Origin of the sequence: Kitasatospora sp. NPDC056731 (assembly GCF_040687675.1) — a bacterium.
Taxonomy (GTDB): domain Bacteria; phylum Actinomycetota; class Actinomycetes; order Streptomycetales; family Streptomycetaceae; genus Kitasatospora.
The window spans coordinates 1-25,177 of sequence record NZ_JBFBNR010000052.1 but is presented as its reverse complement, the minus strand read 5'-3'; the positions used below and the strand labels follow the sequence as shown (position 1 = coordinate 25,177).

The window sequence follows — 25,177 nt, the reverse complement described above, 5'->3', positions numbered from 1 at the left end:
TCCGGGGGTTGAGGAGTATTCGACCGGAAACCGGTGCCCGTACTCCTCTGTGACCGACCGCTGGAGACAATGCCCGCAGGGCCGGACCCGCGGTCGGGGGGTTCGGCCGTCCCGGTGTCGTGCGGGACGGCCGGCGCAGTCTCGCCGGGTCGAGGTCGAAGTCGAGGTCGAGATCGCCCTGGAACATCAGCTGCTGCATCGCATCTCCCCCTCAAGGAGGGCCCGGAAGGTGCGCGGGGGCCGACCGGTAAGCCGGTGGACGGCGTCGGTAGTGCGGTCCTCCGCCCCTCCGGCGATAGCACGGTCCATGTCGGCCAGCATTGCAGCGAACTCCACCGGTACCTGCGTCGTGAGGCGATCGCGCATCTGCTTGTAGGACAGACGGCGGTGGACGACGGGCCGACCGGTGACCTCGGAGATGCTTGCGGCAATGTCGTCGTGGCTGAGTGCCTCAGGTCCGGTGAGGACGAGATCGGTGTTGGGGGCTTGCTCGTCGGTCAGAGCGCGCACGGCGACGGCCGCGATGTCCTCGGCGTCGACGAAGCCGACCCGGCCAGTTTCGGTGGCGGTCCAGATGATGCCCTCGTCGCGGATGCTGCGAGCATGCGCGTGTGTGCCGGTGAAGTTCTGCATGAACCACGAGGGCCGCAGTACCGCCCACTGTTCGAACAGATCGGGCAGGGCCTGGTGCACCGTTCCCACCGCCGGGCCGCCCTCGGGGATGGCCGAGGAGCTCAGCAGCACCGCGCGGCGCACACCGACGGTGCGGGCCTGATGGAGGAACGGCAGCATGATTGCCGCAGGGTCGGAGTCACCCGGGGGCGGTATGAGGTAGACGCGGTCGACGCCGTCGAGAGCGGCCGCGTGGGTGGTGGGGTCGTGCCAGTCGAAGGGGACTGGCTCAGCCCCGGCGACCGGGGTGGCCTGACGGCTGGCAGCTTTGACGCGGTGGCCCGCGGCCGTCAACTGCGCGGCGGTGCGGCTTCCGGTGGTGCCGGTGGCACCGATGACCAGAGTGGTGCGGGCGGTGGTCATCGGCTGCTCCTGGTGAAGTCGGCGCCGGGCTCCTGTACGGCGAGGGGGTTCCAGTAGTCGCGGTAGGAGGCGATGTGTCCGTCTCGAACGGTCACGACGGCGATGTAGGTCATGTCGAAGGGAGCGTCGCTCTCCACCAGGCGGCCGACGCCGCGCATCTCGACCACGATGGTCTGTGGATCGGTGGTCTGGTGGATCCGCAGGTCGGGGAAGTCGTGCAGGTCAACGTGATCGGGGTAGTGGCGCATGTAGGCGGCGATGGGCTCCTTGCCCTCCAGGCGCCGGGGCCAGCCGTCGGGGGCGAAGGGGAACTCCATGAGGCCGTCCTCGGCCCACAGGGCGACCCACGCGGGTATGTCCTTGTCGAGCAGCAGTCGCAGGCTGTGGCGGTACAGATCCGTCGGGGAGGTTGGTGCGGACATGGGTATCCTCCAGAACATAGAATCCGGACCTTGGGTCCGCTTCAACGATATGGACCACGGGTCCGTTTTACAAATGGAAGGAGCGGCATGCCCGAACGCCAGTCGTCTCGCAAGGACGCCATCCGCAACCGGGAGGCCGTGCTCGCGGCCGCCGACGCCCTCTTCACTCGCCGCGAGAGTCCCGAGGACGTCACCATGGCCGACGTCGCGGCAGCGGCCGGCGTCGGCAAGGGCACGCTCTTCCGGGCCTTCGGTGATCGCGCCGGTCTGCTCCGCGCGCTGTACGAGGCACGGCTCGAACCGATCAGGCAGGCCGTCGAGACCGGCCCACCACCCCTGGGGCCCGCGACCCCACCGCGGGATCGCGTACCCGCCCTGCTCGATGCCGTCCTGTGCTTCAAACTCGACAACCGGCGCCTCGCGCTGGCCCTGGAGGAAAGCGGGAGCAGCAGCCCGTACCGGGCGGAGCACTACGAGCGATGGCACGGCCTGCTCCAAGCCGTACTGGAGCAGATCCCCAGCGTGGCCGACAGCGGCTTCACCGCCCACGCCCTGCTCGCCGTCACACGAGCCGACCTCGTCGAGCACCTGGCCGGAGAAGAGCGCATTTCGCGGGAGGAAATGCGGACACAGTTCGCGAACTTCGTCACCGGAGTCCTGGCCTCCGGCTCACCGTAAGGGTTGACCGCCGAGGGATGATCGAGGATCGGCGAGTCCCTTGATCGGCGGGGCCTCTCGCAAACGGTCCATTTTAACGGTGGAGACGTCTTCATGGAGTCCTGCTCGCTCACGCGCATCCACCTCTCTGCTGATCTGCTGTGGGTCCGATCGGGGCCAGCGAACGGGTTGTCGCGGCCACCCTGCCGTCACCGCCGCGCGGTTGTCCCGGCTTTCCACGAACGAGCGAGGCTCGCTACAGCTCACGCCGCTCCGGACCGGGCCAGGGCAGGGCGGGTGGTGCGCAGCGGGATCGCCCCGGCCCGGGTGGCGCAGGCGACGGCGAGAGCGGCGCGGTGGCGTTCGCGCTGATGGCGGGCGTGCTGGTCGGCGTCCGGGGTCGGGGTGTTCCCGATCGCGGGCCGGTGGGCGTCCTCGGGCTCGCGCAGCCGGTTGTAGTGCTGGCGCAGGATGGCCTCCCGTTCGGCGACGGCCTCGTCGACTGCGGCCTGGCGGGCGGCGGCCGTCCTCGCGCATCCGGCGTCGCAGGTCCTGGTAGGCGCGGTGGTCGGCGAGCGGGGGCCGGACCGGCTGTGTGGTGGGCCGGTTGGAGAGTCGGCGGTGATCCGCAGGCGGCGGGTGGTTGGGTCGTAGCCGTGCGCCTCCGCCACCCGCGTCCAGAACAGCCGATAGCCCAGGCTTCCAACGAATCCGGGCCACGGACCAGACCGGCCAGACAGACAGGAAGCCGACGCCGGTCGGCTTCTCTGCCATGCTCCTTGCTGGCGGTTGGCACCGGCAGCGGCGGCTCGGCGGGTGTCAGATATCGACTCGGTGTCGCTGAATCTCTTCCGCACTCCATCCCGTGACGGCCGCAACGTCCTTGTCTGGTGTCGAAAGCAGCGAGAGCCATTCGCGCAGCGCTTCGGCCAAGGAGTCGGGCAGGCCGAAGGAGCTCACCGGGAGCTCGTCAATGCCCTCGCCAACGTGGTCGATGTGGAACCACATGCCCGTGGGGTCTAGGCGGGCCGTCGCAGCATCGTAGCCATCGAGGCCGTTTGTACCGGCCTCAATCAGCGCACCTGAGCGCCAGTCTGTGATCTCCCACGAGTCCATTCCGGTCTGACCGCCGTTCACGATCCGGTGTCCGGTCTCTTCGAGGCGCCGGATCTCTCCCTCGCGCGCCTCCTCGGCTGCCAGGTTGGCGCGCAGGAGCTCGCAGATGTATTCCCTGATCGGCCCGTCGAGAGCCGTCTGCTGGGTGTTGCCAGTCGTACCGCTGGTGGTCATGGTCATCTCCTTAACACGCCACTCCTGTGGTGATGCGGCAGTCTCGCACGCGGTCCCGCTACGAGACGCTCGGGCCGGGCCGGGTAGGGCGATGGGCGCCCATGCCCCCGAGGTCGACGACTACACCGCCCGCATTAACCCGGCCTCCGACACCGGCGACCGCATCGTCCACTGCTGGCCGCCGATCGACGTGGCGAGGGAGTCCATGGCCTCGGGGCTGGTGCGCAGGGTCAGGCGGTGGCGATAGGTGGCGATGACCTCGGCGACGGCGGCCAGGTCACCAATGCGGCCAGGTCGGGCGGGCCGTCGAACAGGGCCCAGCCCACCAGCGGCTCGGCGGGGATCGGCAGGACGCCAGCGGCGTGTTCGATCGCCAGCTCTTCCGGGGTGCGGCCGAGTACGGCGGCCAGGTCCCGCAGGATCTGCGCCTCCACCCCGGAGACGGTGACGCTCGCGGTGATCGGCGGCTGTGCCGGCGGTTCCGGGGCCGGTTGCGGCTGAGGGGTCATCTTCGCTCCGATCCAAGAGGCGGGGTTGCAGGTCGACGGTGGCTTCGCCGGGCGGTACAGGGCAGCGGTGCCGAGGGGCAACCGGTGCCGGCGCCCAGGCCGGGCTGGGCCGCTTGATGGCAGTTCCTCCCCGACAGCAGCTGACCGGGCACCGCGGTCGGTCAGCGGTGTCGGAACTGCTGGTGAAGGCGGAGGACTTCGGTCTGCCAGTGCACGCGGGTCTCGTTGGTGTTGGTGGGTACCTGTCGGCCGAGGCGGGCGGCCAGTTCACGGTAGAGGGCCGGGTGCTGGGTGTCGCCGGCGGCGAGCAGGGAGGAGAGCAGCGGTTCGCCGGCGGCGGTGGTGTCTTCTACCCAGAGCAGGACCTGAAGCAGGTCGTCGGGGTGGAGGTCGGGCAGGGCACTGCCGAGGTGGCGGCTCAGGTGGGACCAGGAGGTGGCGGAGCGCTCGCGGGCGGCCTTATTCAGCGCGCCGCGTACCGCCGAGGTCAGCCGGGACCGCGGGGACGGAGCGCCCCAGGAGCCCGGCCGCGGGAGGCACCGGGCTGGGCCCTTTCGTTCCCGGGTCAGTGAGAAGTCGGCGACGAAGTGGGGGGCATCAGGCAGGGTGTCCTGACCCGGAAGAGGAGAAGTCCTCCAGTCGTGGTCTCGACCGTGACCAGGTACTGGCTCGATTCCTGCGATGCGTCGAGGACAGTGTCCACCTTGCTGTCGGTGGTCTCGCGGTAGCCATCGATCTTGAAGCCCTGCTGTTCGAGCATCGCGCGGACCTTGCGGACGGCCTGCGGGTGCTGTTCGAGCGGGGCGGAGCTGTAGGCCACGTACGTCAGCTTGTACCGGCCGTCCTCGCGGACCTCGTCGTTCTTGCCGACACAGTTGCTGAATTTCGGTTCGACGCTTCCGGCATCGAGGGTGGCTCCGGCAGTCTGCGCCATGTACTCGGTCATGTGCTGGGCCCAGTCCTGGGCGTCCCGGCGAGCTTTGACGGGCAGTGGGTCGTTCGGGCCGGGTGTGGACATGCATCCTCCGAGAATCAGGGGCAGGCAGAGTGCTAGCGCGGCAGCACCCAGGCGCCGGGCTCCGGCGGGGCGTGCGGCGGGTCGTGGCAAGTAGGGCATGGTGAAATCCTTGTGGCCGGGGCGGTGTGAGGACCGGGCGCAGCCGGACCGTGGCCGGCCCGGCTCCGGTGGTCACGGGGGAGGCTGCCGGGCTAATCGTGGTTTTTGGGAACCGTGGCCGGGGGCTTCCCGACGATGATGCGGCCCTGGTTGTCGAGGCTTTTGCTGCCGGCATCCCAATACCCGCTGTGCCCGGAGGTGTCGACCTGGAAGTTCTGCCCGCCGAACGGGGTGTTCATCGGGTCGTCGCCGAGGGTGAGTCCTGTGGCGATTTTGATGTTGTCGTCTGCTGCTCTGCCGGTCCAGAAGTGGTTGGGGTCGATGTGGAGCTGGTCGGCACGCTGGACGGTCATTCCGGGGCTCGCAACGGCGACGATGTCGTCGGCTCCCAGCCCCTGCCCTCCTGCGGCAGCCGCACCGACGAGCGTCGTCCCGTAGCTGTGGCTGAAGACCGAGAGGTGGCTGTGGTTGCCGACGCCGTCCTGGGCGACCCGGGTGCCCTGGGTGAACTGACGCAAAGCCGCAGCCCCGTCCTCGGCCCGGGTCGTCCCGACGACACCGAAGTTCGCCTCCTGCACGACCGGGATCTCAGGGGCGTCGTACCCGAGCCAGGAGATCACCGACACCTTCTGGTTCGTCCCCTTCGACTCCTCCTTCGCGGCCTCCTGCATGCTGTTGACGCGCTCGAGCTGGCCCCCCGTGCCGGCGATCGTCGTTCCCGTCCCCGGCACCAGGACCGCGGTGTGGTCGGCGGTATCGGGATTGCCCATGGCGATGACCGCCTTGCCGTCACCACCGTAGGACTTGGAATCGAAGGAAAGCAGGAACAACTGCTTGTCCCCGACCGCGCTGTCGTGCTGGTCGAGCTGCTCCTTGAGCTTCATCAGATTCTGCTCGCGGATGTTCCACTCCCCCTCGTCGATTCCGCTTCCCCGCGCGGTACCGGACCTCAGCCCGTCCAGTTCCTGGTCCAGGGCCAGCCGGTTCGCCTCGTCCCGGACCGCCGAAGGCAGACCGTCCAGCTGCCCCACCTTGTCCGGGTAGAGCGCGAGATAACTGCTCTGCTGCTCCGGGGTCAGGGACTTCCACCAGTCGGCGGACTTCTGCGGGTCCTTGTTGTCGGGAACGTACGGATCGGCGAGGCCGAGGTCCTTCGCCACGTTCTTCACGTCGGTGGCGGTCTCGGCGGTGGAGCCGAACGTCCTCGGCCTGGTCAGGATGTCGGCGTCGAGGCGCCCGAGGGCATGGTCGCCCTTGTCGCTCGCCTCTTTCGCGTCGGCCAGCGCCTTGTTGATCCGCCCCTGGGCCTGCGTACACAAATCGGCCAGCGCCTTGCGCTCCGGGTTGGACCTGGCCTCGGGGTCGTTCTGCTCACCCTTGCTCAGCGCCGGCAGGTTTACGATCCCGTCGGCGCCGACGGTCAGACCCCACTCCTCCGCGCGGTGCACAGCGTTCTTCAGATTGGTCTGCGCCTGGTACATCCGGTCGGCGACGGTGTCCAGAGTGAGCGCGACAGCGGCGGACTCGACCCGGACGATCTCCAGGATCTGCTCGGTTCGGCCCAGGGTGTAGAACGCCTTCTGCGCGTCCTCCCCTTCCCAGTTCCCGTTTCTCAGCGGCCCGTTCACCTGGTTGCGGTGCCGGCTGTCGGCGGCCTGGGCCCCGTTGGACAGGGCCCGCCAGGCCTTGGCAGCGTCGTGCAGCCCGGTCGGATCGAACCGGAGCAGCAGCTCGTACAGGTTCACTGGCCCGGTTTCTCCCATGCCTCGCCGATCCTCTGCTTCTGCCACACGTCGGCGTTGGCGTTCTCGTTGCTCGTGTAGGCCTGCGCCGTGGCGGTGAGGTTGTCGGCCGTCTTCTTGAGACGGTCGCCGACGCCCGTCAGCACGGGTGCCCAGTTGCCCGCCACCTGGCCGAGCCGGGCGGCCACCGACCAGCCCGTCAGCTGACCGGAAGCTGTCTGGCTGGTGGTGACGGCCGCTTGGCAAGGCTTCGCGAAGTCCTCGCTGATGGCCCGCACCACGCCTGCGGACATGCGGATCTCACCCGGATCGACTTTCAGATGCCCCACTGCTTTCCCCTCCCGACAGATCTTCAGTCAGCAGGGAGCCTATTTCGGTAATCAGCCGATCTCTATCCGTGCAGATACTCAACCGCTATAGGGCAATTAGTCTGGTTCTAGCGATATGGTTCCTCTGCATGGCTTTGTTCATGTTCAGCAGCAGCGTTTGTTCACTGCGTGCGGCGGCAGCCGGCGATCGGCAAGCTCATGGATGTTCACGAGACTCCGGCGCCGCAGCAGCTGGCGAGCCCTGGCAGCACCGATGTGTCGGCGGCGGCGACGCCCAGCGGGGTGGTAGCGGTCACCAGCCGGTGTCTTCATGCATCCACTCGTTGGGGAGGGCTGCGGATCCACAACGTTCCAGCACGAGATCCTCTCGAAGGTCATTCCCGGATGATGCCGTCCAGGGGGTCCAGACGGATCGTCCGTCCGTCGGGGGCACGCCATCCGCCGGTCTCCCGATGATGGGGGATCAGGGCGATGTCGCGTAGTGCGGGGATGTCCTGCCACGGGGCCGGCGGATGGGTTTCCGCTCCGGCGCCGGTGAGCCAGGTCGACCGGACCTGGACGGTGGAGAGGATGACGACACGGACGCCGTCCTTGTCCGGGTGGTGGGGCAGCTTGGCCGGGCCATCGGCGGTGACGAAGATCCAGCCGTCACCGTCGGGCCAAACGGGCAGGATGCGCTTCGACTCACCGCCCAGGCGGGTCACGGCGAGGTCCGGGTCCAGGACGGACGTCAGCGGGTACAGGTCCTTGACCCGGTCCGGTGGCGGGATCATCGCCATGTCGGCGGCCGCGGCTTGGGCCTGTTCCCTGGCCAGGCGCTGCGCGTCGTCGGAGTTCATCTGGGCAGGGTCCCAGGCGGCGTCGTACACGTCGGCGATCAGACCGGGAACCGCGCCCGGGATCGCGATCGGACCGTCCAGCCCACGGAGCGTGTCGCAGGTCCGGCGGAGCAGGGAAAGGTCGTAGACGTCGCCCCAGTGCGGGGCGGGCGCGCCGCCCGGCGGGGACAGGACCACCAGTCGAGGGCCCGGCGCCCAGGCCGGCCGCGGGTGGTCGTGACGGTGGCAGCGCCCGGCACGCTGGAGGAGCAGGCTCATCGGGGCGAGGTCGGAGACGACCAGGTCGAAGTCCCAGTCGAGGGACTGCTCGACGACTTGGGTCGCGACGACCACGAGCGGCCGGGCCGGGCGGACGCCCTTCGACCCGACCATGCCCTCGATCAGGTCGGTGCGCTCGATCCGCTGCCACATCGGTAGCCGGGCGTGCAGGAGAACGATCTGCGGGCCGTCCTCACCCCAGCGCTCCGCGAGCATCCGCCTGGTCGCCTGGGCATCGGCGACGACGTTGCACACCACCAGCGCGCAGCCCGTGCCGGCGGCGGCGGGCTGGAGCTCTGACACGATCCGGGCGGCGCGGCCGCCGGGCACTTCCGGGTCGTGGGTGTGGCGGGTGGTGTGGTGGTCGACGGCGACGTCGCGTTCCCGGGTGGTGGGCAGTGGCCCGTGCGGGGTGACGTTGCCGGTCGAGGCGGAGACGTGGACCCAGCCGGGGTAGGGGGAGGCGATCGGCTCCGCGTTCTTGTGGCCGGCGCCGGACCGGTAGGCGTCGACGAGGTCGGTGGCGGTGCGGCCGGTCAGGGTCGCCGACAGCAGCACCATCGGGATTCCCAGGTGACCGCACCACTCCAGCAGCCGCTGCGTCAGCCGGTGTCCGTACGCGTCGTAGCTGTGAGCCTCGTCGATGACCAGGGTCTTCCCCGACAGGCCCAGCCACCGCAGGACGTTGAACCGGACCGGCAGAGCCGCGAGCGCCGCCTGGTCCCACGTGCCGACCGCGACCCCGGCGGCCAGCCCCCGGTGCGGCCCGCGCAGCCACTGCGCGGCCTCCGTCGACGCGCAGCCGTCCGCCACCACCTCGTCGCGTTCCGGGTCGTAGTCCTCGTTCAGCCACGCCATCGAGTGCAGCAGCGTCACCGGAGTCCCGACCTCGGCGGCGCGGGCGGTGAACTTCTTCACCCGGCGCCACATCGCATCGATGGTCGCCATCGTGGGCAGCAGCACCGCCAGACCGCCGGCCCCGGCCGCCGCGCCCAGGACCCGGGCGGCGAACAGGGCGGTCTCGGTCTTCCCGTCGCCGGTCGGCGCGGTGACGAGCACCAGGCCCGGCCCGTCCACCAGGTCCTTGAGTCGCTTCGCGACGTCGGCCTGCAACGGGTAGGGGGTCCTTGATGTCGGGGAACAGGTCGGTGAACGATCCGGCCGGCTTCCAGACCGGCGCCGCCAGCTGGGCGTGGGCGAGCACCCATGGTGCTCGCTGCCGGATCCTCGAGACGTGCGCCGCCAGGTCTCCGTTCCACGCATCGAGACGGCCCTGCACCTGCCGGGTGTTGGAGGCCAGCCAGTCCGCCAGCACCACCACTGCGGTCACGACCACCGCCGCGCCCGCGGGCAGCAGCCGTTCCGGCGCCGCCGGCGAACCGCAGATGCCGAACACCGACCGGACGTGTTCCTCCCGCTGCTCGGCCCAGCCGTCCTCACCCAGCCCGCGCAGCACCTTCAGCGGATCGGCCATTGCGGCGGGCGACAGCGCCTCACCGAACACGCCGTGGTGACCGCCGAGGATCTGCGCGAGCTGGTGCGCCACGGACTTCCACGGCCGCTCGACCGACGGCCATCCCAGCCCGGTGAGGATCTGCGGCAACGCCCAGTGGCTGGCTACCTGGTGGGGGATCCACTCGTCGTGCATCCAGCCCGGCGGCTCCGGATACCGCTGATCGGCCAGCAGCCCGGCAGTGCCCTCGATGCCCCGCTGGAAACAACAGGTGATCTTCCCGATGTCGTGCAGGCCCGCCGCCAACATCACCAGCCGCCGGGCCCGTACGAGATCCACGTCCCACCCGGCGGCGATCAACCGCCGCTGAGAAGACGGCAGGTACGAATCCTACAGCGCCCCCGCGATCACCGCAGTATCAGCCAGATGACACACCAGCAGATACGGACCCGTCAGACCACGCCGCTTACCGGCAACTCGCGGATCGAACATCAAACCCTCCGGATAACCGCCTGACGGACGGTGTGAACAGTAGGAGACCACAGGCCTGCGGCGGTGCGACGAGGCGCCCTTATACAGCGGAGCGGACGGCAAGAAGACCACCCGTAGGAGCGGCCATCACAGGTCACCTCCGCACGGGCGGAGCGGACTCCGGCAGCACGGCCATCTCAGCCACGATGCCCGGGCCGCAGTTCGGCGCCGGCCTTCACGGTGCTGTCCGCTCCGCCCGTGCGGAGGTGGCGCGTCGCCGGCGGATCGTAGAGTTCGCTCCGCCCGCGCGGAGGTGACCCGCTGGTCGCCGCCGGAGTCAACACCACTGAGCTGTCCGCTCCGCCCGTGGAGGTGCCCCGAGGTCGGCATTGCCGGAATCGAACTGAATAAATTGGCGCGCTCTGTGGTGGAAAACTGCAGGTCAGTCATCTTGGCCCCGGGCGGGGACACCGTGCGGCGTGAAAACAATAGGCTGGCGCTGGCGCCTGGCGTGGTGCCCTGGTCATTCGGCCGGGGGCATCCACGTCCGGGCGAGTTCCGCGACCCAGGTGACGGCCGCGTCAGGGGTCGGCGGGGGCGCTCCGACGACGACGACCTCGGTGATGCCGACTGCGGCGAGTTCTGGAAGATGCTCCGGGTGGCCGTCACTCAGTGCGACAGCAATGGTGAGTTCACCGGGAGTGCGGCCGCGTCGGGCGCACTCGTCGACGAGGACGGCGATGCGTTCGGGGACGTCGGCGACGGGGATGTTGAAGCCGTACCAGCCGTCGCCGAGTGTGGCCGCGCGGCGCAGGGCGGTGTTGCTGTTGCCGCCGACCACGACCGGGAGTTGGGCGCCGCGCAGCGGCTTTGGGTTGACCCGGATCGCGTCGAAGCGGGTGAACTCCCCGGTGAAGGAGGCGGGGTCCTTGGCCCAGAGGGTGCGCATCGCGGTGAGGTACTCGTCGGTACGGCGTCCGCGTCCGGTGAAGGGGACGCCGAGGGCGGTGAACTCCTCGGCTGACCAGCCCGCTCCGATGCCGAGGCTGAACCGTCCGGCGGAAAGCCTGTCGAGGGTGGCGGCCTGCTTCGCGACCACCACCGGGTTGTGCTCGGGCAGCAGGAGCACGCCGGTGGCGAGCTCGATCCGGCTGGTGACTGCCGCGGCGAAGCTCAGGGCGAGCAGCGGGTCCAGCCAGTCCGCGTCCGCGGGCACGGCGATCTGGCCGTCCGCGGAGTAGGGGTAACGGGACGCGGGCGTGTCCACGAGCACCACATGCTCACCGCACCACAGCCTGGCGAAGCCATGCGCCTCCGCTGCGGTGGCGACGGCCGCGATCACTTCAGGGCGGGCACCGTTACCGATGCCGAGCGCGTGCAGTCCTACCCGCATTCCCTACCTCCTGGGGCCACCCTAGGCACCAGGCGCGGACGCACGGTGGCATGGCGCGCCACGGGCGTAGGGACAAGGCATGCCGCGTAGGTGAGCAAGGCCACCGCACCTCCCGGGCTGCGCTGCCAGCCTCGGGAGGGGATGCCGTGCGGCGTGAAAACATGTGGGGCTGGTGCCCGGCCGGTCGACTCCGCTTGTCTCTTGGGATCTTGAGCCCGTAGGTCGGTCTGGTGCGGGGGCTGTTGAGGGGCCACGCACTGTTGCCTTCGAGCACGCCGGTCAGATTCTGCTTTCCCCTCGGCCCCTGCGGGCGGGCACCGCCTTGGCGGTTCCGGTTCGAGAGTGGGGAGTGTGATGGTGGCGGACAAGACCGACGCGGCGGGCGCCGACGAGGTGACCGAGGAACCCGGGGAGGCGGTCGAGCGGGTCGCGGCGATCGACATCGCGAAGGCGTCCGGGATGGTACGCGTCCGGGTTCCGCACGACGACGGCTCCGGTCGGCGGGTGCAGCGGGTCTTCCATGCCGCGGCCACGTCGGGGGCGATCCTGGACCTGGCCGACCACCTGGTCTGCCAGGGCGTGGCCCGGGTGGTGATGGAGGCGACCTCGACGTACTGGAAGCCCTGGTTCTTCCTGCTGGAGGCCCGCGGCCTGGACTGCTGGCTGGTCAACGCCCGCGACGTGAAGAACGTCCCCGGCCGCCGAAAACCGACAAGCTCGACTCGGTATGGCTGGCCAAGCTCGCCGAACGCGGCATGCTCCGGCGCTCGTTCGTGCCCCCGAAGCCCGTCCGCGAACTGCGGGACCTGACCCGCACCCGCGCCGTCCTCACCCACGAGCGCACCCGCCACAAGCAGCGCGGCGAGAAGCTCCTGGAAGACGCCCAGATCAAGCTCACCACGGTCCTGTCGGACATCTACGGCGTCTCCGGCCGGGCGATGCTGGAGGCCCTCATCGCTGGCGAACGCTCCCCGGTCGCGCTCGCGTCGCTGGCGCACGGCGGCGTGAAGGCGTCCCCGTCCCAGCTGGCCGAGGCGCTGCGCGGTGGCTTCGAGGAGCACCACGCCTTCATGATGCGCACCCTGCTCGACATGATCGACCACCTCACCGTGCAGATCGACAAGCTCACCGCCCGGATCACGCACCTGTTCGCCGACCACGCACCGACCTCGTTCACCGACGCCGGCGATCCGGACGGCACCGGGCAGGGCCTGCTCACGCCGATGTCCGACATCGAGCGCCTCGACGAGATCCCCGGCGTCGGACCCGGGACCGCGCAGGTGATCCTCGCCGAGACCGGCCTGGACCTGGCCGCCGTGTTCCCCACCCCCGGACACCTGGTCTCCTGGGCAAAACTGTCCCCGCGCACCATCCAGTCCGGCAACAAGAACACCTCCAGCCGCACCGGCAAGGGCAACCCCTGGCTGCGCGGCGCGCTCGGCGAGGCCGCGATCTCCGCCGCCCGCACCGACACCTTCCTCGGCGCCCGCTACCGACGCCTGGTCAAACGCCGCGGCCACATGAAAGCCCTGGTCGCGGTCGCCCGCTCGATCCTCGTCGCGGTCTGGCACCTGATGACCAACCCCCACGCCCGCTACCGCGACCTCGGGCCCGACTGGCACAACCGCCACCAAGATCCGCACCGCAGGACCCGCGACCTCGTCCGGCAACTGAAGGCCCTCGGCCACGACGTCACCCTCACCCCCGCGGCCGTCTGACCCGCCCCCACAGCCCGCTGGCACCGACCGCCGACGGGCTACCTCGTGCTGCCCGGCCAACCCCCTGGTTTTCCGGTCAGGAAGTATCGGCCCCGCCTCCGCGGAGAGTCGGACGGACGGCGAGCACCAGAGCGTCGTTCTCCGTCAGCGCGGAGGCGGCCAGGATGTTCCCGACGACGTGAGCGGTCAACTGCCCGGCTTCACCCGCAGCCTCAGGCGGGTCCCGGACGAAGGGAAGTGGTCAGGGGGGATCGGAGGACCTCACCCAGGACTCCACCCGCCGGTACATGTTCGCGTGCTGGCGGGTGGCCTCGCAGAGCGCCGTCGCCGTCACCCGCCACCGGGAGGACAGGGCATCGCGGAGCCGTAGTTGTGGAGTTGGTTGATCGCCTGGCACAACGGGGTGCGCTCGCCTTCCGGGAACAAGTGGCGCAGCCCCTCGTCGATGCTCTTCCTCCCGGAGACGATCCTGACGACCCGGAGGCGATCCTGACGACGCCTTCCAGCATATTGACGGCCAAGGATGACGGCCTGGCCGTCGTCGCCAGCCTTCCGGGCGGCCAGGGCTTCGGCCCAGTTCGCGTGAGCCGTCGCGTACTTCCCGGTGAGCAAAGTCAGCGGGCAGGAGAATCGACTCCACCCACTGCCGGCACCGTCAGTGCCTGTTTGCAAGCTTCCGGGCAGCGTTTGGCCAGTCAGGAATCCAACGGGGCTGGGTTCACTGGGCTGCGGTTGGGTTGCTCAGGCGGTCACGCCTGACCCGCGGCTGGGGCAGCTCGGCGTGGCGCACCGCGTTGGAGGCCAGGGCGATGGCCACGCCCCGGCCAGCGAAGATGCCGCAGGCTCCGAATGCCGGGGCGGCGTCCCAGGCCCCGATGGCGGCACCGACCAGCGGGTAGCCGAGGGGGGCGATACCGACCATGGTGAGCATGACGACGGAGGTGACCCGGCCGGGACAGGCCGGGTCCGCCGCGGTCTGTATGAGGGCGTTGTTCAGACTGCCGAAGACGCCCTCACACAGTCCGATGACCGCAGCCAGCACCGCGGCGAGCCACAGGGCCGGCACCAGCGCGCGATGGTGGCCGCGCCCGCACAGCCCACGAACAGTGTCCCGGCCAGCATCAGGCCGGCACGGAGCAGCCATCCCGCGATAGCAGGCAGTGAGGCGCTGGCCGCAGCTCCTGCACTGAAGCTGCTGGCGATCCAGCCGTAGCCGATCAGATCTGCCGGTCCGGGTCGGAGAAGGTCAGACCGCCGACGGCGCGCAGGCGCCGGGCCGGGGAGGGGACGGGCGTGGTCTCGCCGGGCGGCTGGCGGAAGTTCGCGCCCTGCTCCACCGGCAACAGCCGGCGCCCACCGGACTGGGCGGGCACGGGAGCGTCGGTGGCGGGCTCGGAGAAGGCAGGCAGGCCAAGGTTGCGACGGTCAGGGGTCATGATCACAGTCTCGCAGCCCGAACAGAGGCGGGGAACGCCGCCCGGCAACGCAAGAGGGGAGGCGGGTCAGCGCCGGCTGGAGGCCCGGCGGGCCCAGATCCGCGGGCTGGACGAGGTCAGCCGGGAGCGGCAGCGGTTCCAGGCGATGAAGGCCGAGGCTGCGGTACGCGGCACCGCGGCGGCGACCGCGGCCCGGGAGGAGGCCGTGGGCCGTCCGCGGGTGGCACGGGCGATCGCCCACCTCGCGCAGGCACACGACACCACGGCGAAGGCCGGGTGGAGCCTGGACGATCCGCGCCGGGCGGGCAAGGTGGCGCTGCTGGGCGGGGAGGGCGCGCCGGTCGCGGTCCTCAACCCGCAGCGCGCGCTGGCCCGCGGCCAGGCGCACCTGCTGCCGGCCAGGCGCACCTGCTGCCGGCCGGGCTGACCGAATGGGCCGGCCCCCACCGGTAGCGAAATCCGCGTACGGGGTGGGGGAGGCTCGATGGGCGTTTGGGTGGAGTTCGTCAGGAGGTGTGCACTCGGCGTGACTTGGCGCTCCCGGCGGCGCCGCCCGGGGCTTGGCGGGAGAGCGACAGTGCGGGCAGCAGGGCGAGCGCGAGCAGGGCGACGGCCCAGCCGTAGGTGTCCCGGAAGGCGTCCGCGAGGCCGGGGGCGAGCGCGGCCCGCGCAGCGCCGTCCAGGCCCTGCACGGTGGCCAGTGCGCCGCCGGCTTCCCCGCCGGCGACCGTGGTCGGCAGCCGGTCGGCCATGGCCCCGGTGAGCAGGACGGACATCAGGGCGGTACCGACCGAGCCGGAGACCTGCTGGACGATGGTGACCAGGGTGGTGGCGGCCGGGACCTCGGTCGGCGCGACGCTGCGGGTGGCGGCCGCCATGGCCGGCATCAGCGTCATGCCGATGCCGGTCCCCATCACCGCCAGGGCGGCGATCAGGTGAGGGTACGGGGTGTCGGCGGCGACCTGGACGGTGAAGCCGAGGAAGCCGGTGGCGGCCAGGACGGTGCCGGTGACCACGATCCGGCCGGGGGCGAAGCGGTCGGACAGCCGGCCGGAGAACTGCATGGTGATACCGGTGGCGAGCGCCTGCGGGATGCCGAGCAGGCCGACGTCGGTGGCGCTTTGACCGCGCACCAGCTGGTAGTAGAGCGGGAGCAGCAGCATCGAACCGAAGTAGCCGCAGCCGAACAGGGCGATGGTGGCGGCGGGCCCGGCGAAGGCGCGCCGGGCCAGCAGCCGCAGGTCGATCAGCGGCTCCCCGACGGTCAGCGCCCGGACGACGAAGCCGGCGACCAGGGTCGCGCCGGCCAGGATGGGCAGCAGGCTGCCGGCCGCGGCGAGGTGTCCGTGCCCGGCGCCCAGCCCGTAGATCAGTGCGGCCAGGCCCGGGGAGAGCATCAGCAGGCCGGGCAGGTCCAGCCTGCGGCGGGTGCCGGCGCCGTCGCGGGGCAGCAGCCTGGCGGCGAGGATGAGGGCGAGCGCACCGAGCGGCAGGTTGACCAGGAAGACCCAGCGCCAGGAGGCCTCGTCGACCAGCCAGCCGCCGAGCACCGGCCCGGCCAGCGGGCCGATCAGGACGGGGATGCCGAGCACGCTCATGGTGCGGCCGGTGCGGGCCGGGTCGCAGGCGCGGACCAGGACGGTCATCCCGACCGGCATCACCATGCCTCCGCCCAGGCCCTGAAGGACGCGGAAGGCGATCAGCGAGGGGGCGTCCCAGGCGGCGCCGGCCAGCGCCGAGCCGAGCACGAACAGGGTGAGCGCCGTCAGGTACAGGCGGCGGGTGCCGAACCGTCCGATCGCCCAGGCGGTGACCGGCGTGACGGTGGCGAGCGCCAGGGTATAGCCGGTGGTGACCCACTGGATGGTGGCCAGCGGGGCACCGAAGTCCCCGGCGAGGCGGTTGAGGGCGACGTTGACGATCGTGGTGTCGAGGACGGTCATCAGCGAGCCGAGGACCACAACGGCGGCGACGGCCGCGGTGCGCGGGCCGGGTGCGGCCGCAGTGGCCGTGTCGGTGGTCGTCCCGGCCGTGACCGGCTCGGTGGCGGTGCTCATCTTCGTTCCCCCCGGTCGCGGTTCAGACGCCGTACGGGCGGACGGTGCGGGCGTCCCGAAGCGCGTGCGCCCACCAGGTGAGCTGGTCGAGCATGCCCTTGGCGGCGCCGCTCTGGACGGTCGGGTCGACCGGCTCGCCGTCCTCGCCGAAGAGGCCCCAGACGCTGTGGAAGCTGACGGTGTCCCGGACAGTGACGGCGTGCAGCTCGGCGAAGACCAGCCGGAGCTGCTCGACCGCGCGCAGCCCGCCGCCGAGCCCGCCGTAGGAGACGAATCCGACCGGCTTGGCCCGCCACTCGGCGCCGTGCAGGTCGATGGCGTTCTTGAGGGCGGCCGGGAAGCTGTGGTTGTACTCCGGGGTGACCACCACGAAGGCGTCGGCGGCGGCCAGTCGGGGCGAGAGGGCCGCGTGCCGTTCGGCCTGCTCGGCGGTGGGCTCCTCGCCCACGTGAGCCAGCGGGTGCTCGGCCAGGTCGACGACGTCGATGTCGAGGTCCGCGCGCTGCCCGGCGGTGCGGACGAACCAGTCGGCGACGGTGGGCGCGAAGCGGCCCTGCCGGGTGCTGGCGATGATGACGGCGAGGCGGAACGGGGTCTCGGACATGGCTGTCTCCAGGGGTGCGCTGCTGTTCTGTCACCGCCCGTTCGGACGGCACGTCAGGTAAAGTACAACGTGTATGGCAATAAGTACAACGATGACTGCAACTTTTCGAGGCAGCGGCAATGAAGGAGACCCCATGACCAGCCGGCAGGAAACACCGGACCGGCCCCGCCGGGGGCTGGCCGAGAAGCGCCAGGCCATCACCCGGGCCGCCCGCACCATCTTCGGCCGGGACGGCTACACCCGCGCCAGCATCGACGCCATCGCGGCGGAGGCCGGGGTGTCCACCCGCACCATCTACAACCACTTCACCGGCAAGGAACTGCTCTTCCAGACCGTCGTCCGGGAGAGCGCGGCGCAGGTCGCCGACGCCCAGCTGGACATCATCGAGCGCAGGCTCGGAAAGGTCACCGACCTGGAGGCGGACCTCACCGCGTTCGCCCTGGCCTGGGTGACACCGCTGACCGAGTTCGCCGACCACTTCGGGCTGGTGCGCCAGATCAACGCCGAGGCCCGGCACCTGCCGAAGGCCGCCCTGGACGCCTGGCAGGAAGCCGGACCGCGACGGGTGTTCACCGCCCTCGGGCAGCGGTTCGGGGAACTGGCCGAGGACGGGTGGCTGGAGACACCGGACCCGGGGCGGGCGGCCGCACACTTCGTGCTGCTGACCGCGACGGAGGTCACCCAGCGCTCGTACTGGGGCGCATACCCGCTGGACCGGGCGGAGACCGAGGAGATCATCGTCGCCGGCGTCCGGGCCTTCCTGCGCGCCTACGCAGCACCCCATCGGTGACACTGCCGCACGCCTCGAACGCGAGGCGCCGCCCCCGGCCACGCCGGGGGCGGCCTGCGGTCCCGGACCTTGGCCACCACCCTCCTGGCTTGATCTCTACCGACTTCGGCCCGTCAGGGTGATGTCGGGGTGATGTCGGGGTGTCGAGGGTCAGGCCGGTGCCGGTTATGAATCCGTCGAGGGTGTCGGTTCGGTACCGGAGTCGCTCGAGTCGGTTGCGGACGAGGGCTTCGAGTCGGTTACGGCCGCATAGCGATCACCCCTGCCACCGACAGACGTCCCGAGCGACGGCCCAGAACCTAAGGAGGGCGCAGGGCCGTCGAGTTGGAGCCCTGGTGGTCAGCCGACCCTCGCCGGTTCCCCCCGGCTCGCGCACGGTGCCGCGGTAGGGCTAGCCCCAGGACGGATACGCCCGCTGGCCGGACTGCGGCACGAGGGCGACCGTACGTAGCGTCGGCGACATGAAATCCACCCACTTAGCAGGCACGCTACGGCCCGTGCTTCGCCGGCTGAACATCGGGACAGTCCTGGCCGTCCTGGCCACCGCGACTGCGACTGCGACTGCGACTGCGGCGACGACGACGGGAGCCGCCTCGGCGGACACGGTGCACCGAAGCGATCGCGGACGGCTGGTCTCCGTCCAGCAGACGACCACCCTGGCCGCGAAGGAGGATGCCGCCGCGGCACTGGCCGCCGCCGGGTACGACACGGGTACGGTCCGGTTCGGAGTGGACGCCTACCGGCTGGTGTACCGCACCGTGGACCCCGGCGGCTGGCCGATCACCGCCAGCGGACTGCTGGTGCTGCCCCGCGGCGGCGAACACGAGCTGCGGACGGTGTCATTCACCCACGGCACGGCCAGTCACCGCTCCGATGCCCCGTCCTCCATGGTCAAGGCCGGATTCGTGTCCTCACCCGCCATCACGTACGCGTCCGCCGGGTTCGCCGCCGTCGCACCGGACTACATCGGCCTGGGCGCCGGCCCGGGACTCCACCCCTGGATGGACGTGCCGTCGGAGACCACCGCCTCCCTGGACATGCTCCGGGCAGCCCGCGCCTTTGTCCCGCGTACGGGCCGGGCACTGGGACACGACGTGCTGGTCACCGGGTTCTCCCAGGGCGCCTCTGCGGCGATGGGACTCGCACGGGCACTCCAGGCCGGCGACGACCCGTGGTTCCGGCTCCAAGCCGTCGCACCGGTCAGCGGCGCCTACGACTTCCAGCACGCCGAACTGCCGGCACTGCTCGACGGCACTCTCGACCCGAAATCAAGCGTGCTGTACACGGCATACCTCCTTGTCGCCTGGAACCGGCTGCACCACCTCTACGACTCCCCCGACGAGGTCTTCCAAGCCCCGTACGACAGCACGGTCGAGACACTGTTCGACGGTTCACACACCGGCCCGCAACTCTTCGCCGGCACACCCGACACCATCGACGCACTGCTCACCCCACACGGCTTCGACATGCTGCGCCGCCCAACCGGCCCGCTGGCCAAAGCACTTCAGGTGGCCGACAGCATCTGCGACTGGGCACCACACGTCCCGGTCCGCCTGTACGCGGCCGACGCGGACGAACAGGCGGCCAACACCAACACCGACCACTGCGAGGCCACACTGCGATCGCACGGCGTGAACACGACGGTCGTCGACCTCGGCACCCCCGACTTCGCGGGCTCCAGACACCTCGGCTCCAACATCGCCGGCACCGCGGCCATCGTGCGCTGGTTCAGCCAACTGCGCTGACAACCCGCCGACCCACCCCCGCCCGCAGGACAGGCCAGCCACCCGTGTGCCGGCCACGACCCCAGGACGCACCCACCGGGAACACCCCACCGTGGAACCCGGATCAGCCCGACCGCGGTCCGGGACGCCCCCCACCCCCGTGAACAACCGGCGCCACGACTCGACGACTCGTGGACAAAGCCAGGTGCGCTCCAACCAGCCCATGACCTGGCACAACGCGGCGGGCCCGAGGCGGCGGGTGAGGCCGCGGACGCTCTGACAGTCACCGTCGGTGAGGTGGTAAAGGCCAACGCGTTCCAGGACAGCGTAGAAGGGGCCGGACTGTGGCGGCGGCCAGATCTTGGTGGACGGCGAGACCACCCCGACGAATCATCCGGAGAACCGGAGGCCCAACGCCGACGGCCGGCGGCTGCACCTCGTCCGCGGACAGCGCGTCACGGTGACCGTGACCGGCTTCGGCGAGGAACCCGACACGGTGGTGGTCAGCCGGGACGTCGCAGCCGGGCGCGCCACACTACGCCTGACCGGCGAGCATCTGGAACTCCATCCGGACACACGGACCACTTCCACCGCGCCCTGGCATGCCGGAACGCGGACGGGACGACACCGGCCCAGACCGACCCGGTCAGCAGCCAAGACGCTGGAACAGCTCCACTGTTGTCGGCGTGGACCTGGGCAGCGGGGTCGGCGGGGGCGGGGACCAGCAGGGCGCGCAGTTGCTCGGCGGCCTGGGCCTGTTCGGCCGGTTCCAGCCCTTCCAGGAAGTCGGCCAGCCGGGTCTGCCAGGTGTGTTCCTGTCGCTGTGCAAGGGCTGCCCGTTCCTACGGGGCTGCGGCTTCCAGTTCCTGCCTGGTCCGGTCGAGGCGTGCCTGGGCGAGGCGTTCGTCCTCGGTCCGCCCGCGGCCTAGCAGGCGGGCGACCCGTTCCCGGGTGGCCGCCCACACGCCCGTTCCGGCAGCCTGGACGATCCCGGCGCCCCCGGCCGCGGCCAGCGCGCTCAACGTCTCCGACAGCATTCCCGGCTCCCCCCTGCCCCCCGGTGGTCGACCGGACGATGCGGCCGGCGGGTCGGGCGCGGTGGTCCCGGTGCCGGACGCCCGAGACCCCGTCGAGCGGGTGGTGCCGCGCGAGCAGCCGACCGGGGCCGTGGCGAGGATCACGGCGGCGGCACCGAAGGACGCTGGACGGATGCCTTCGAGGCGGCCCGCGGCCTGGTGACCGCCTTCTGCGCGTTGGGGCGGCTCGCACCGCGCCCGAGGCCGGGCGAGTCCAGGGAGAACAGACCAGGAATATGACCTGGACCACATATGTCACAACACATGTGTCGTGTAATGTGTCCGATATGAGCACTTCAGCGAAGAATCCGACCCTCGTCTTCATCCCCTGCCTCTCCGGCGCCCCGTGGAGCGCCGAGCAACTGGCCCCCTACAGCGAGGCACCCAAACGGACGCTGCGCCTACCCGAGGGCGTCGACGACATCGAGCACTACGCCGACCACCTCGAGAGCGCGATCGCGGACCTCGACGACTACGTGCTGGTCGGCGACTCCTTCGGCGCGAACATCGCCCTCGCACTGGCGACCCGCCGCCCGCCGGGCCTGCGCGCCCTCGTCATGTCCGGCGGCTTCGCGGCCAACCCGGTCGACTCGAAGCCGTGGAAAGCCCTGATGCAGGCGATCGGCAGGGCCCGCGGGCCGCTCTACCGGCAGCTGACACTGCGCGCCCACGCCCACCGCCTCACCTCCCCGTACGACGGCGAGGGCCAGACGCCCTGGAGCCAGGCGCGCAGCCGCGAACTGTTCCTCGCCTACACCCCCGCCGCCTCCTTCGGCGCCCGCCTGCGGGCCGTTCTCACCGCCGACTACACCGACGCGCTAGACCGGGTCCAGGTCCCGACCCTGATCCTGACCCCCTCCCACGACGTACTGATCGGCGAGAACGCCTCCAAGGTCATGCTCGCGGGCATCCCCGACGCCCGGGAGGTCGTGCTGCCGCGCACCGGCCACATGTTCCGCTTCTCCCACCCGGTCACCTACGCCGCCGCGGTCAACGACTTCCTCGCCACCCTGCCGACCATCCGACAGGACGCCGATGCGTAAGGCCGAACACCTGCGGTTCGCGATCCTGGCGGCCCAGCGCGAAGGCAACCGACTGCTGATCCAGGCCCTCAAACCGCACGGCATCACCCCGTCGCAGGCCGAGGTGCTGCGCCTGCTCCAGCAGCACGGCACCTTGAGCCTCAACGGGCTCGGGCAGCTCCTGGTGTGCGAAAGCGGCACCAACCCCAGCCGGCTCCTCGAACGCGTCGTCGCGGCCGGGCTGGTCGAACGCCGCACCGACACCGCGGACCGCCGCTACCTCCAGCTCAGCCTCACCCCCGAAGGCGAACGCCTGGCCACCGCCGTAGCCGGGATCGAAGAGTCCCTCTACACCGCGATGGACACCGCCTGCCAAGGCCTGGACACCGACGCGATGCTCACGTTCCTGCACAACTTCATCGACCCCCTGCCCTCGGGCAAAGCCCTCAACAAGCGCCTCGCCCTCGACTGACACCCCACCCCCACCCGACGCCACGGCCCGCACAGGACCGGCCGACCACGCACCGGAAAAGGAGCAACCGGCCCGATCACGGCGGCAGCTATATGGTCGGTGACCCACTGTGCACAAAGCGTCGTCGCCGAGCCCGTTGGGGGCGTTAATCTTCCGCGGTGCGGCTCCGGCTGGACGAAGTGGCGCCGCCGGCACACCACCGAGGCCGTGATCACCGGCATCACCGCGGCCGCCGACCCCGGTCGGCAGGCCATCGCCCTCTCCTGGCCCGACGCCGACGGCCGGCTGCGCCCGGTCGGGGTGAGCCTGCCGCTACCGTCCGGGCTGCGGTGTGAGCTCGCGCCGCTGCTCGGCCTTCTTGTCGGCACCACCAAGATGTGGCGGCGCCGCGCAGCCAGCGACTGGACCTCCTACCTGGAAGCACGCGCCGCTGGCTGGTCACGGACCTGCGTCAGGCCCGGCCGCCCCTGCGGCCGGGCCGGGCAGGCACCACCTGGATCCACGGCTGGTGGGTGCCGTCGGTGCTCCAGGTGAACTTCATCCAGTACTGGTGACCAAGGGAATTCTCCAGCATGCCGATGAGCATCGGGTCGGCCCCGTACGCGGCGAGGGATCTGAGGATGTCGTAGTCGACATAAAACTCCGTGTCCCTGTCATTCGCGAGGTGGTCGTTGAGGAACTGGAGCTGTTCGTTGGAGATGTCGCCGATCTTGCTGTCGTTGTCGAAGCGGTGCAGCTGAGGCATGGTTCGGGAGTTTTCCAATCCAGTCGGGTTGAGGTGATGCCGTTCGCCAAGGTTCGTCAGCAATGCTGGCGGCCCCCACCCTGGACCTCTACGAGTCGGAGATTCGCTGCCCGTTCAACCTCTCCACCGCGGTCGTCTCCTCGCGAGGCAGCATGGCGTTGAGTTCTGGACCGAGCCACCTGAACCACTCACGCCACGCCTCCACCCTCCCACAGCCGCTGTCGTCCCATCAGCGGGCCGCCCCCAGGCGGGCAGGCCCGCAGCCGCGACCAGGCCCAGCAGCCTTTCGAGTCCGCGCCGCCAGACCTGTGCCCATCCCCTCGCCACACCGGCACAGATCGTCTGGTGAGGACCCGCTTCCCGTAGACCGGCGCCCCACGAATGAGGTACTGGCGCATACGGGAAGGGAATTGACTTGTTCCAACTCGCCCGGCCTGGACAGTGTGTTACCAGATGGTGCGGACCCACGAAATCGGCTGGACCCGTCCCGGAAGAGTCCGGGACGGGGCCGGGGACGGCGGTCAAAGCCCGCAGACGCGGCCGGCTGCCAATCCTCCAGGCGGGTGACGAGGGTGGTGATGAGGACGTCCGCCTCGCGGGTGCCGAAGGCCTGTTCGGCGTCACGCTTGTGGGGCCAGTCACGGCAGTGGAGGCGGACACCGGCCTTGGTACACAGACGCTCCACCAAGTCGCTGCCGTTCGGATCCGCACCAGTGGTGTCGACGCCGCGGCAGTGGGCCAGGGCGAGGGTGGTGGTGCGCACGGAGCGCTTGCTGCCACAGAACACCAGGACACTGCAGCCGTCGGCGATGCTCGGGCGCCAGCGCCAGGTCCACCAGAGTCTTCACCGGCCCATCGGTGCACAACACCGCGTCCGCGAGCTCGAACAGCCCGTCGCGCCGAACGGTCAGGCAGTCGCAGAAGACCCCCGGAAGCGTGACAGTTCCGCGAACCGCTCGCACCGCCCACCCTGTTCCACCAGACTCACTATCGCAACCTTCGCGTCAAGTCCTGTCTCTCTTGGTCGAGTTCAGGATCACGTGAAGGTTGTACTGCCGTCCCGTAAACACCCGGACGAGTGATCGCCAGGTCCGCCCGTTCGAAGCCGGACGATAAATCACAAGTTGTGACGCCGTCACGGATTGTGCAGACGCTACGGCGGAGGGGTCCGCCCCGCGAACGGCCCGATCATCCAGTGGGAGGCCAGGGCCTGGAGGGGAGATCCTGATAAGCCCCGAGGAAGTAGTCCACTCCTTCCTCGAACAGAGCGGTCTCGACGTCTGCCTGTAGTGAGCCCTGAACCTCGACAGGAACCGGATAGTCGCCGATCCTCATCCACTCGTCATCACCGATCTCGAACAGGCCCCTGACCTTTAGGAACTGCTGTCGGGTCAGGGCGACGGGCGAGCAGGGTCACTCGGCGGGACCAAATCCTTCCAGTGCCCACGAGAGGTTGCGGCCGTTCTCGAACGGATAGTCATCGTTCACCCACTAATCCTATGGCGCTCCACGTTCGGCCAACCTGAGCGATCCTCCCGACCAGCGACCCACCCCCGGTCGCCGAGGAAAGGCAAATCCGCTACTCTCCGCCACCGACCACACAACTCGCGCCAGAACCCGAACTCATCAACATCACCTGACCGTGGTTTTGGGTGCCTCCCAAACCCGTCGACAAGTGACGTCACTACTGCCCGATAGACCCGGAAACGACAAGTTCGCGGAAGTGTTCAGCGAACGGAACTCCTGGAACGCATGGGACAGGTGGGCCTCCGGGGCACGTCACTACGGTGATCTTCATCCAGAGGCCGGCAAAGTCGGGTGGTGGCCGCAGATTCCCGATCATTCGCACGTTGTTCAGGAACAACGTGGACCACCGCTCACCCGGTTGCCGAGGCCCTGGTGCGCGGGGTGGCGGCCGGGCAAGCTAGTTTGTCCGGGTGAGTCTCCTCGATGATGTGGCCAAGCGCGACGGCTGGCGATGCTGGGTGTGCGACGAACCGGTCGACCCCGACAAGTCG

At 70.1% G+C, this 25,177-nt stretch carries 23 protein-coding genes and 3 pseudogenes; 9 read left to right on the top strand and 17 right to left on the bottom strand.

Features of this window, described 5'->3' with window-relative positions:
* Positions 1 to 186: 186 nt before the first annotated feature.
* Both AB0R04_RS33545 and AB0R04_RS33540 read right to left on the bottom strand, forming a co-directional pair.
* Positions 187 to 1,035 (bottom strand): NAD(P)H-binding protein, encoded by an 849-nt coding sequence (locus AB0R04_RS33545; protein WP_363377369.1) that lies wholly within the window; start codon positions 1,033 to 1,035, stop codon positions 187 to 189.
* On the bottom strand, positions 1,032 to 1,457 hold the full coding sequence (locus tag AB0R04_RS33540) for a nuclear transport factor 2 family protein (protein WP_363377368.1): 426 nt from the start codon (positions 1,455 to 1,457) through the stop codon (positions 1,032 to 1,034). Before AB0R04_RS33540 ends, AB0R04_RS33545 begins: the two co-directional genes overlap by 4 nt.
* A gap of 87 nt (positions 1,458 to 1,544) precedes the next feature.
* Between AB0R04_RS33540 and AB0R04_RS33535 the strand changes: the two genes are divergently transcribed.
* Entirely contained in the window at positions 1,545 to 2,135 is a 591-nt protein-coding gene (locus tag AB0R04_RS33535; RefSeq protein ID WP_363377367.1) for a TetR/AcrR family transcriptional regulator, read from the top strand.
* Positions 2,136 to 2,377: 242 nt separating this feature from the next.
* On the opposite strand, the gene AB0R04_RS33530 is transcribed toward AB0R04_RS33535, so the two are convergent.
* The 9 genes and pseudogenes from AB0R04_RS33530 to AB0R04_RS33490 all read right to left on the bottom strand — a co-directional run bounded on the left by AB0R04_RS33530 (position 2,378) and on the right by AB0R04_RS33490 (position 11,515).
* On the bottom strand, positions 2,378 to 2,785 hold the full coding sequence (locus AB0R04_RS33530; protein ID WP_363377366.1) for a hypothetical protein: 408 nt from the start codon (positions 2,783 to 2,785) through the stop codon (positions 2,378 to 2,380).
* A gap of 148 nt (positions 2,786 to 2,933) precedes the next feature.
* On the bottom strand, positions 2,934 to 3,404 hold the full coding sequence (locus tag AB0R04_RS33525) for a hypothetical protein (RefSeq protein WP_363377365.1): 471 nt from the start codon (positions 3,402 to 3,404) through the stop codon (positions 2,934 to 2,936).
* 230 nt (positions 3,405 to 3,634) lie between these two features.
* Positions 3,635 to 3,913 carry a hypothetical protein gene (locus AB0R04_RS33520; RefSeq protein ID WP_363377364.1) on the bottom strand — a complete coding sequence of 93 codons (279 nt, stop codon included), beginning with the start codon at positions 3,911 to 3,913 and terminating at the stop codon, positions 3,635 to 3,637.
* 565 nt (positions 3,914 to 4,478) lie between these two features.
* Entirely contained in the window at positions 4,479 to 4,931 is a 453-nt protein-coding gene (locus tag AB0R04_RS33515; RefSeq protein WP_363377363.1) for a hypothetical protein, read from the bottom strand.
* 191 nt (positions 4,932 to 5,122) lie between these two features.
* Positions 5,123 to 6,775: an alpha/beta hydrolase gene (locus AB0R04_RS33510; RefSeq protein WP_363377362.1), complete on the bottom strand. Its 1,653-nt coding sequence runs from the start codon at positions 6,773 to 6,775 to the stop codon at positions 5,123 to 5,125.
* Positions 6,772 to 7,101 (bottom strand): hypothetical protein, encoded by a 330-nt coding sequence (locus AB0R04_RS33505; RefSeq protein ID WP_363377361.1) that lies wholly within the window; start codon positions 7,099 to 7,101, stop codon positions 6,772 to 6,774. Before AB0R04_RS33505 ends, AB0R04_RS33510 begins: the two co-directional genes overlap by 4 nt.
* 374 nt (positions 7,102 to 7,475) lie before the next feature.
* Positions 7,476 to 9,311 carry a CRISPR-associated helicase Cas3' gene (gene cas3, locus AB0R04_RS33500; RefSeq protein ID WP_363377360.1) on the bottom strand — a complete coding sequence of 612 codons (1,836 nt, stop codon included), beginning with the start codon at positions 9,309 to 9,311 and terminating at the stop codon, positions 7,476 to 7,478.
* A gap of 229 nt (positions 9,312 to 9,540) precedes the next feature.
* Positions 9,541 to 9,990, bottom strand: a pseudogene (locus AB0R04_RS33495) (CRISPR-associated endonuclease Cas3''); the annotation flags it as partial.
* A gap of 655 nt (positions 9,991 to 10,645) precedes the next feature.
* A complete protein-coding gene (locus tag AB0R04_RS33490) occupies positions 10,646 to 11,515 on the bottom strand; it encodes an LLM class F420-dependent oxidoreductase (RefSeq protein WP_363377359.1) in 870 nt (289 codons plus the stop codon).
* A 354-nt stretch (positions 11,516 to 11,869) separates the two neighbouring features.
* Here AB0R04_RS33490 and AB0R04_RS33485 point away from each other — a divergent pair, with 354 nt between their 5' ends.
* On the top strand, positions 11,870 to 12,325 hold the full coding sequence (locus tag AB0R04_RS33485) for a hypothetical protein (protein WP_363377393.1): 456 nt from the start codon (positions 11,870 to 11,872) through the stop codon (positions 12,323 to 12,325).
* Complete coding sequence (locus AB0R04_RS33480; protein WP_363377391.1) at positions 12,247 to 13,233, top strand: IS110 family transposase; 987 nt, start codon at positions 12,247 to 12,249, stop codon at positions 13,231 to 13,233. Before AB0R04_RS33485 ends, AB0R04_RS33480 begins: the two co-directional genes overlap by 79 nt.
* A 718-nt stretch (positions 13,234 to 13,951) precedes the next feature.
* Here AB0R04_RS33480 and AB0R04_RS33475 read toward each other — a convergent pair.
* Positions 13,952 to 14,466 (bottom strand): annotated as a pseudogene (locus tag AB0R04_RS33475) (MFS transporter); the annotation flags it as partial.
* Positions 14,451 to 14,669 (bottom strand): hypothetical protein, encoded by a 219-nt coding sequence (locus AB0R04_RS33470; protein WP_063352833.1) that lies wholly within the window; start codon positions 14,667 to 14,669, stop codon positions 14,451 to 14,453. The pseudogene AB0R04_RS33475 and the gene AB0R04_RS33470, both read right to left, overlap by 16 nt.
* Between AB0R04_RS33470 and AB0R04_RS33465 the strand changes: the two genes are divergently transcribed.
* A complete protein-coding gene (locus tag AB0R04_RS33465) occupies positions 14,668 to 15,096 on the top strand; it encodes a hypothetical protein (protein ID WP_363377358.1) in 429 nt (142 codons plus the stop codon). The two genes, AB0R04_RS33470 and AB0R04_RS33465, sit on opposite strands and share 2 nt — an antisense overlap.
* Positions 15,097 to 15,175: 79 nt before the next feature.
* Here AB0R04_RS33465 and AB0R04_RS33460 read toward each other — a convergent pair whose 3' ends face one another.
* Positions 15,176 to 16,726, bottom strand: coding sequence for a DHA2 family efflux MFS transporter permease subunit (locus AB0R04_RS33460; protein ID WP_363377357.1), 1,551 nt, complete (start codon positions 16,724 to 16,726; stop codon positions 15,176 to 15,178).
* Positions 16,727 to 16,748: 22 nt separating this feature from the next.
* A complete protein-coding gene (locus tag AB0R04_RS33455) occupies positions 16,749 to 17,330 on the bottom strand; it encodes an NAD(P)H-dependent oxidoreductase (protein WP_363377356.1) in 582 nt (193 codons plus the stop codon).
* A 133-nt stretch (positions 17,331 to 17,463) separates the two neighbouring features.
* On the opposite strand from AB0R04_RS33455, the gene AB0R04_RS33450 reads away from it, so the two are divergent.
* From AB0R04_RS33450 to AB0R04_RS33430, 5 genes are all read left to right on the top strand, one after another.
* Positions 17,464 to 18,120: a TetR/AcrR family transcriptional regulator gene (locus AB0R04_RS33450; RefSeq protein ID WP_363377355.1), complete on the top strand. Its 657-nt coding sequence runs from the start codon at positions 17,464 to 17,466 to the stop codon at positions 18,118 to 18,120.
* Positions 18,121 to 18,725: 605 nt separating this feature from the next.
* Positions 18,726 to 19,865: a lipase gene (locus tag AB0R04_RS33445; protein WP_363377354.1), complete on the top strand. Its 1,140-nt coding sequence runs from the start codon at positions 18,726 to 18,728 to the stop codon at positions 19,863 to 19,865.
* 665 nt (positions 19,866 to 20,530) lie between these two features.
* Entirely contained in the window at positions 20,531 to 20,773 is a 243-nt protein-coding gene (locus tag AB0R04_RS33440) for a hypothetical protein (protein WP_363377352.1), read from the top strand.
* Positions 20,774 to 21,207: 434 nt separating this feature from the next.
* Positions 21,208 to 21,963: an alpha/beta hydrolase gene (locus AB0R04_RS33435; protein ID WP_363377351.1), complete on the top strand. Its 756-nt coding sequence runs from the start codon at positions 21,208 to 21,210 to the stop codon at positions 21,961 to 21,963.
* Positions 21,956 to 22,414, top strand: a complete 459-nt coding sequence (locus AB0R04_RS33430) for a winged helix DNA-binding protein (RefSeq protein ID WP_363377350.1) — start codon at positions 21,956 to 21,958, stop codon at positions 22,412 to 22,414. The genes AB0R04_RS33435 and AB0R04_RS33430 overlap by 8 nt, the downstream gene beginning before the upstream one ends.
* 451 nt (positions 22,415 to 22,865) lie before the next feature.
* Here the strand turns inward: AB0R04_RS33430 and AB0R04_RS33425 are convergent, their stop codons facing one another.
* Together AB0R04_RS33425 and AB0R04_RS33420 are read right to left on the bottom strand one after the other, a co-directional pair.
* Positions 22,866 to 23,159, bottom strand: coding sequence for a hypothetical protein (locus AB0R04_RS33425; RefSeq protein WP_063352647.1), 294 nt, complete (start codon positions 23,157 to 23,159; stop codon positions 22,866 to 22,868).
* A gap of 803 nt (positions 23,160 to 23,962) precedes the next feature.
* Positions 23,963 to 24,150, bottom strand: a pseudogene (locus AB0R04_RS33420) (transposase); the annotation flags it as partial.
* Positions 24,151 to 25,177 lie beyond the last annotated feature (1,027 nt).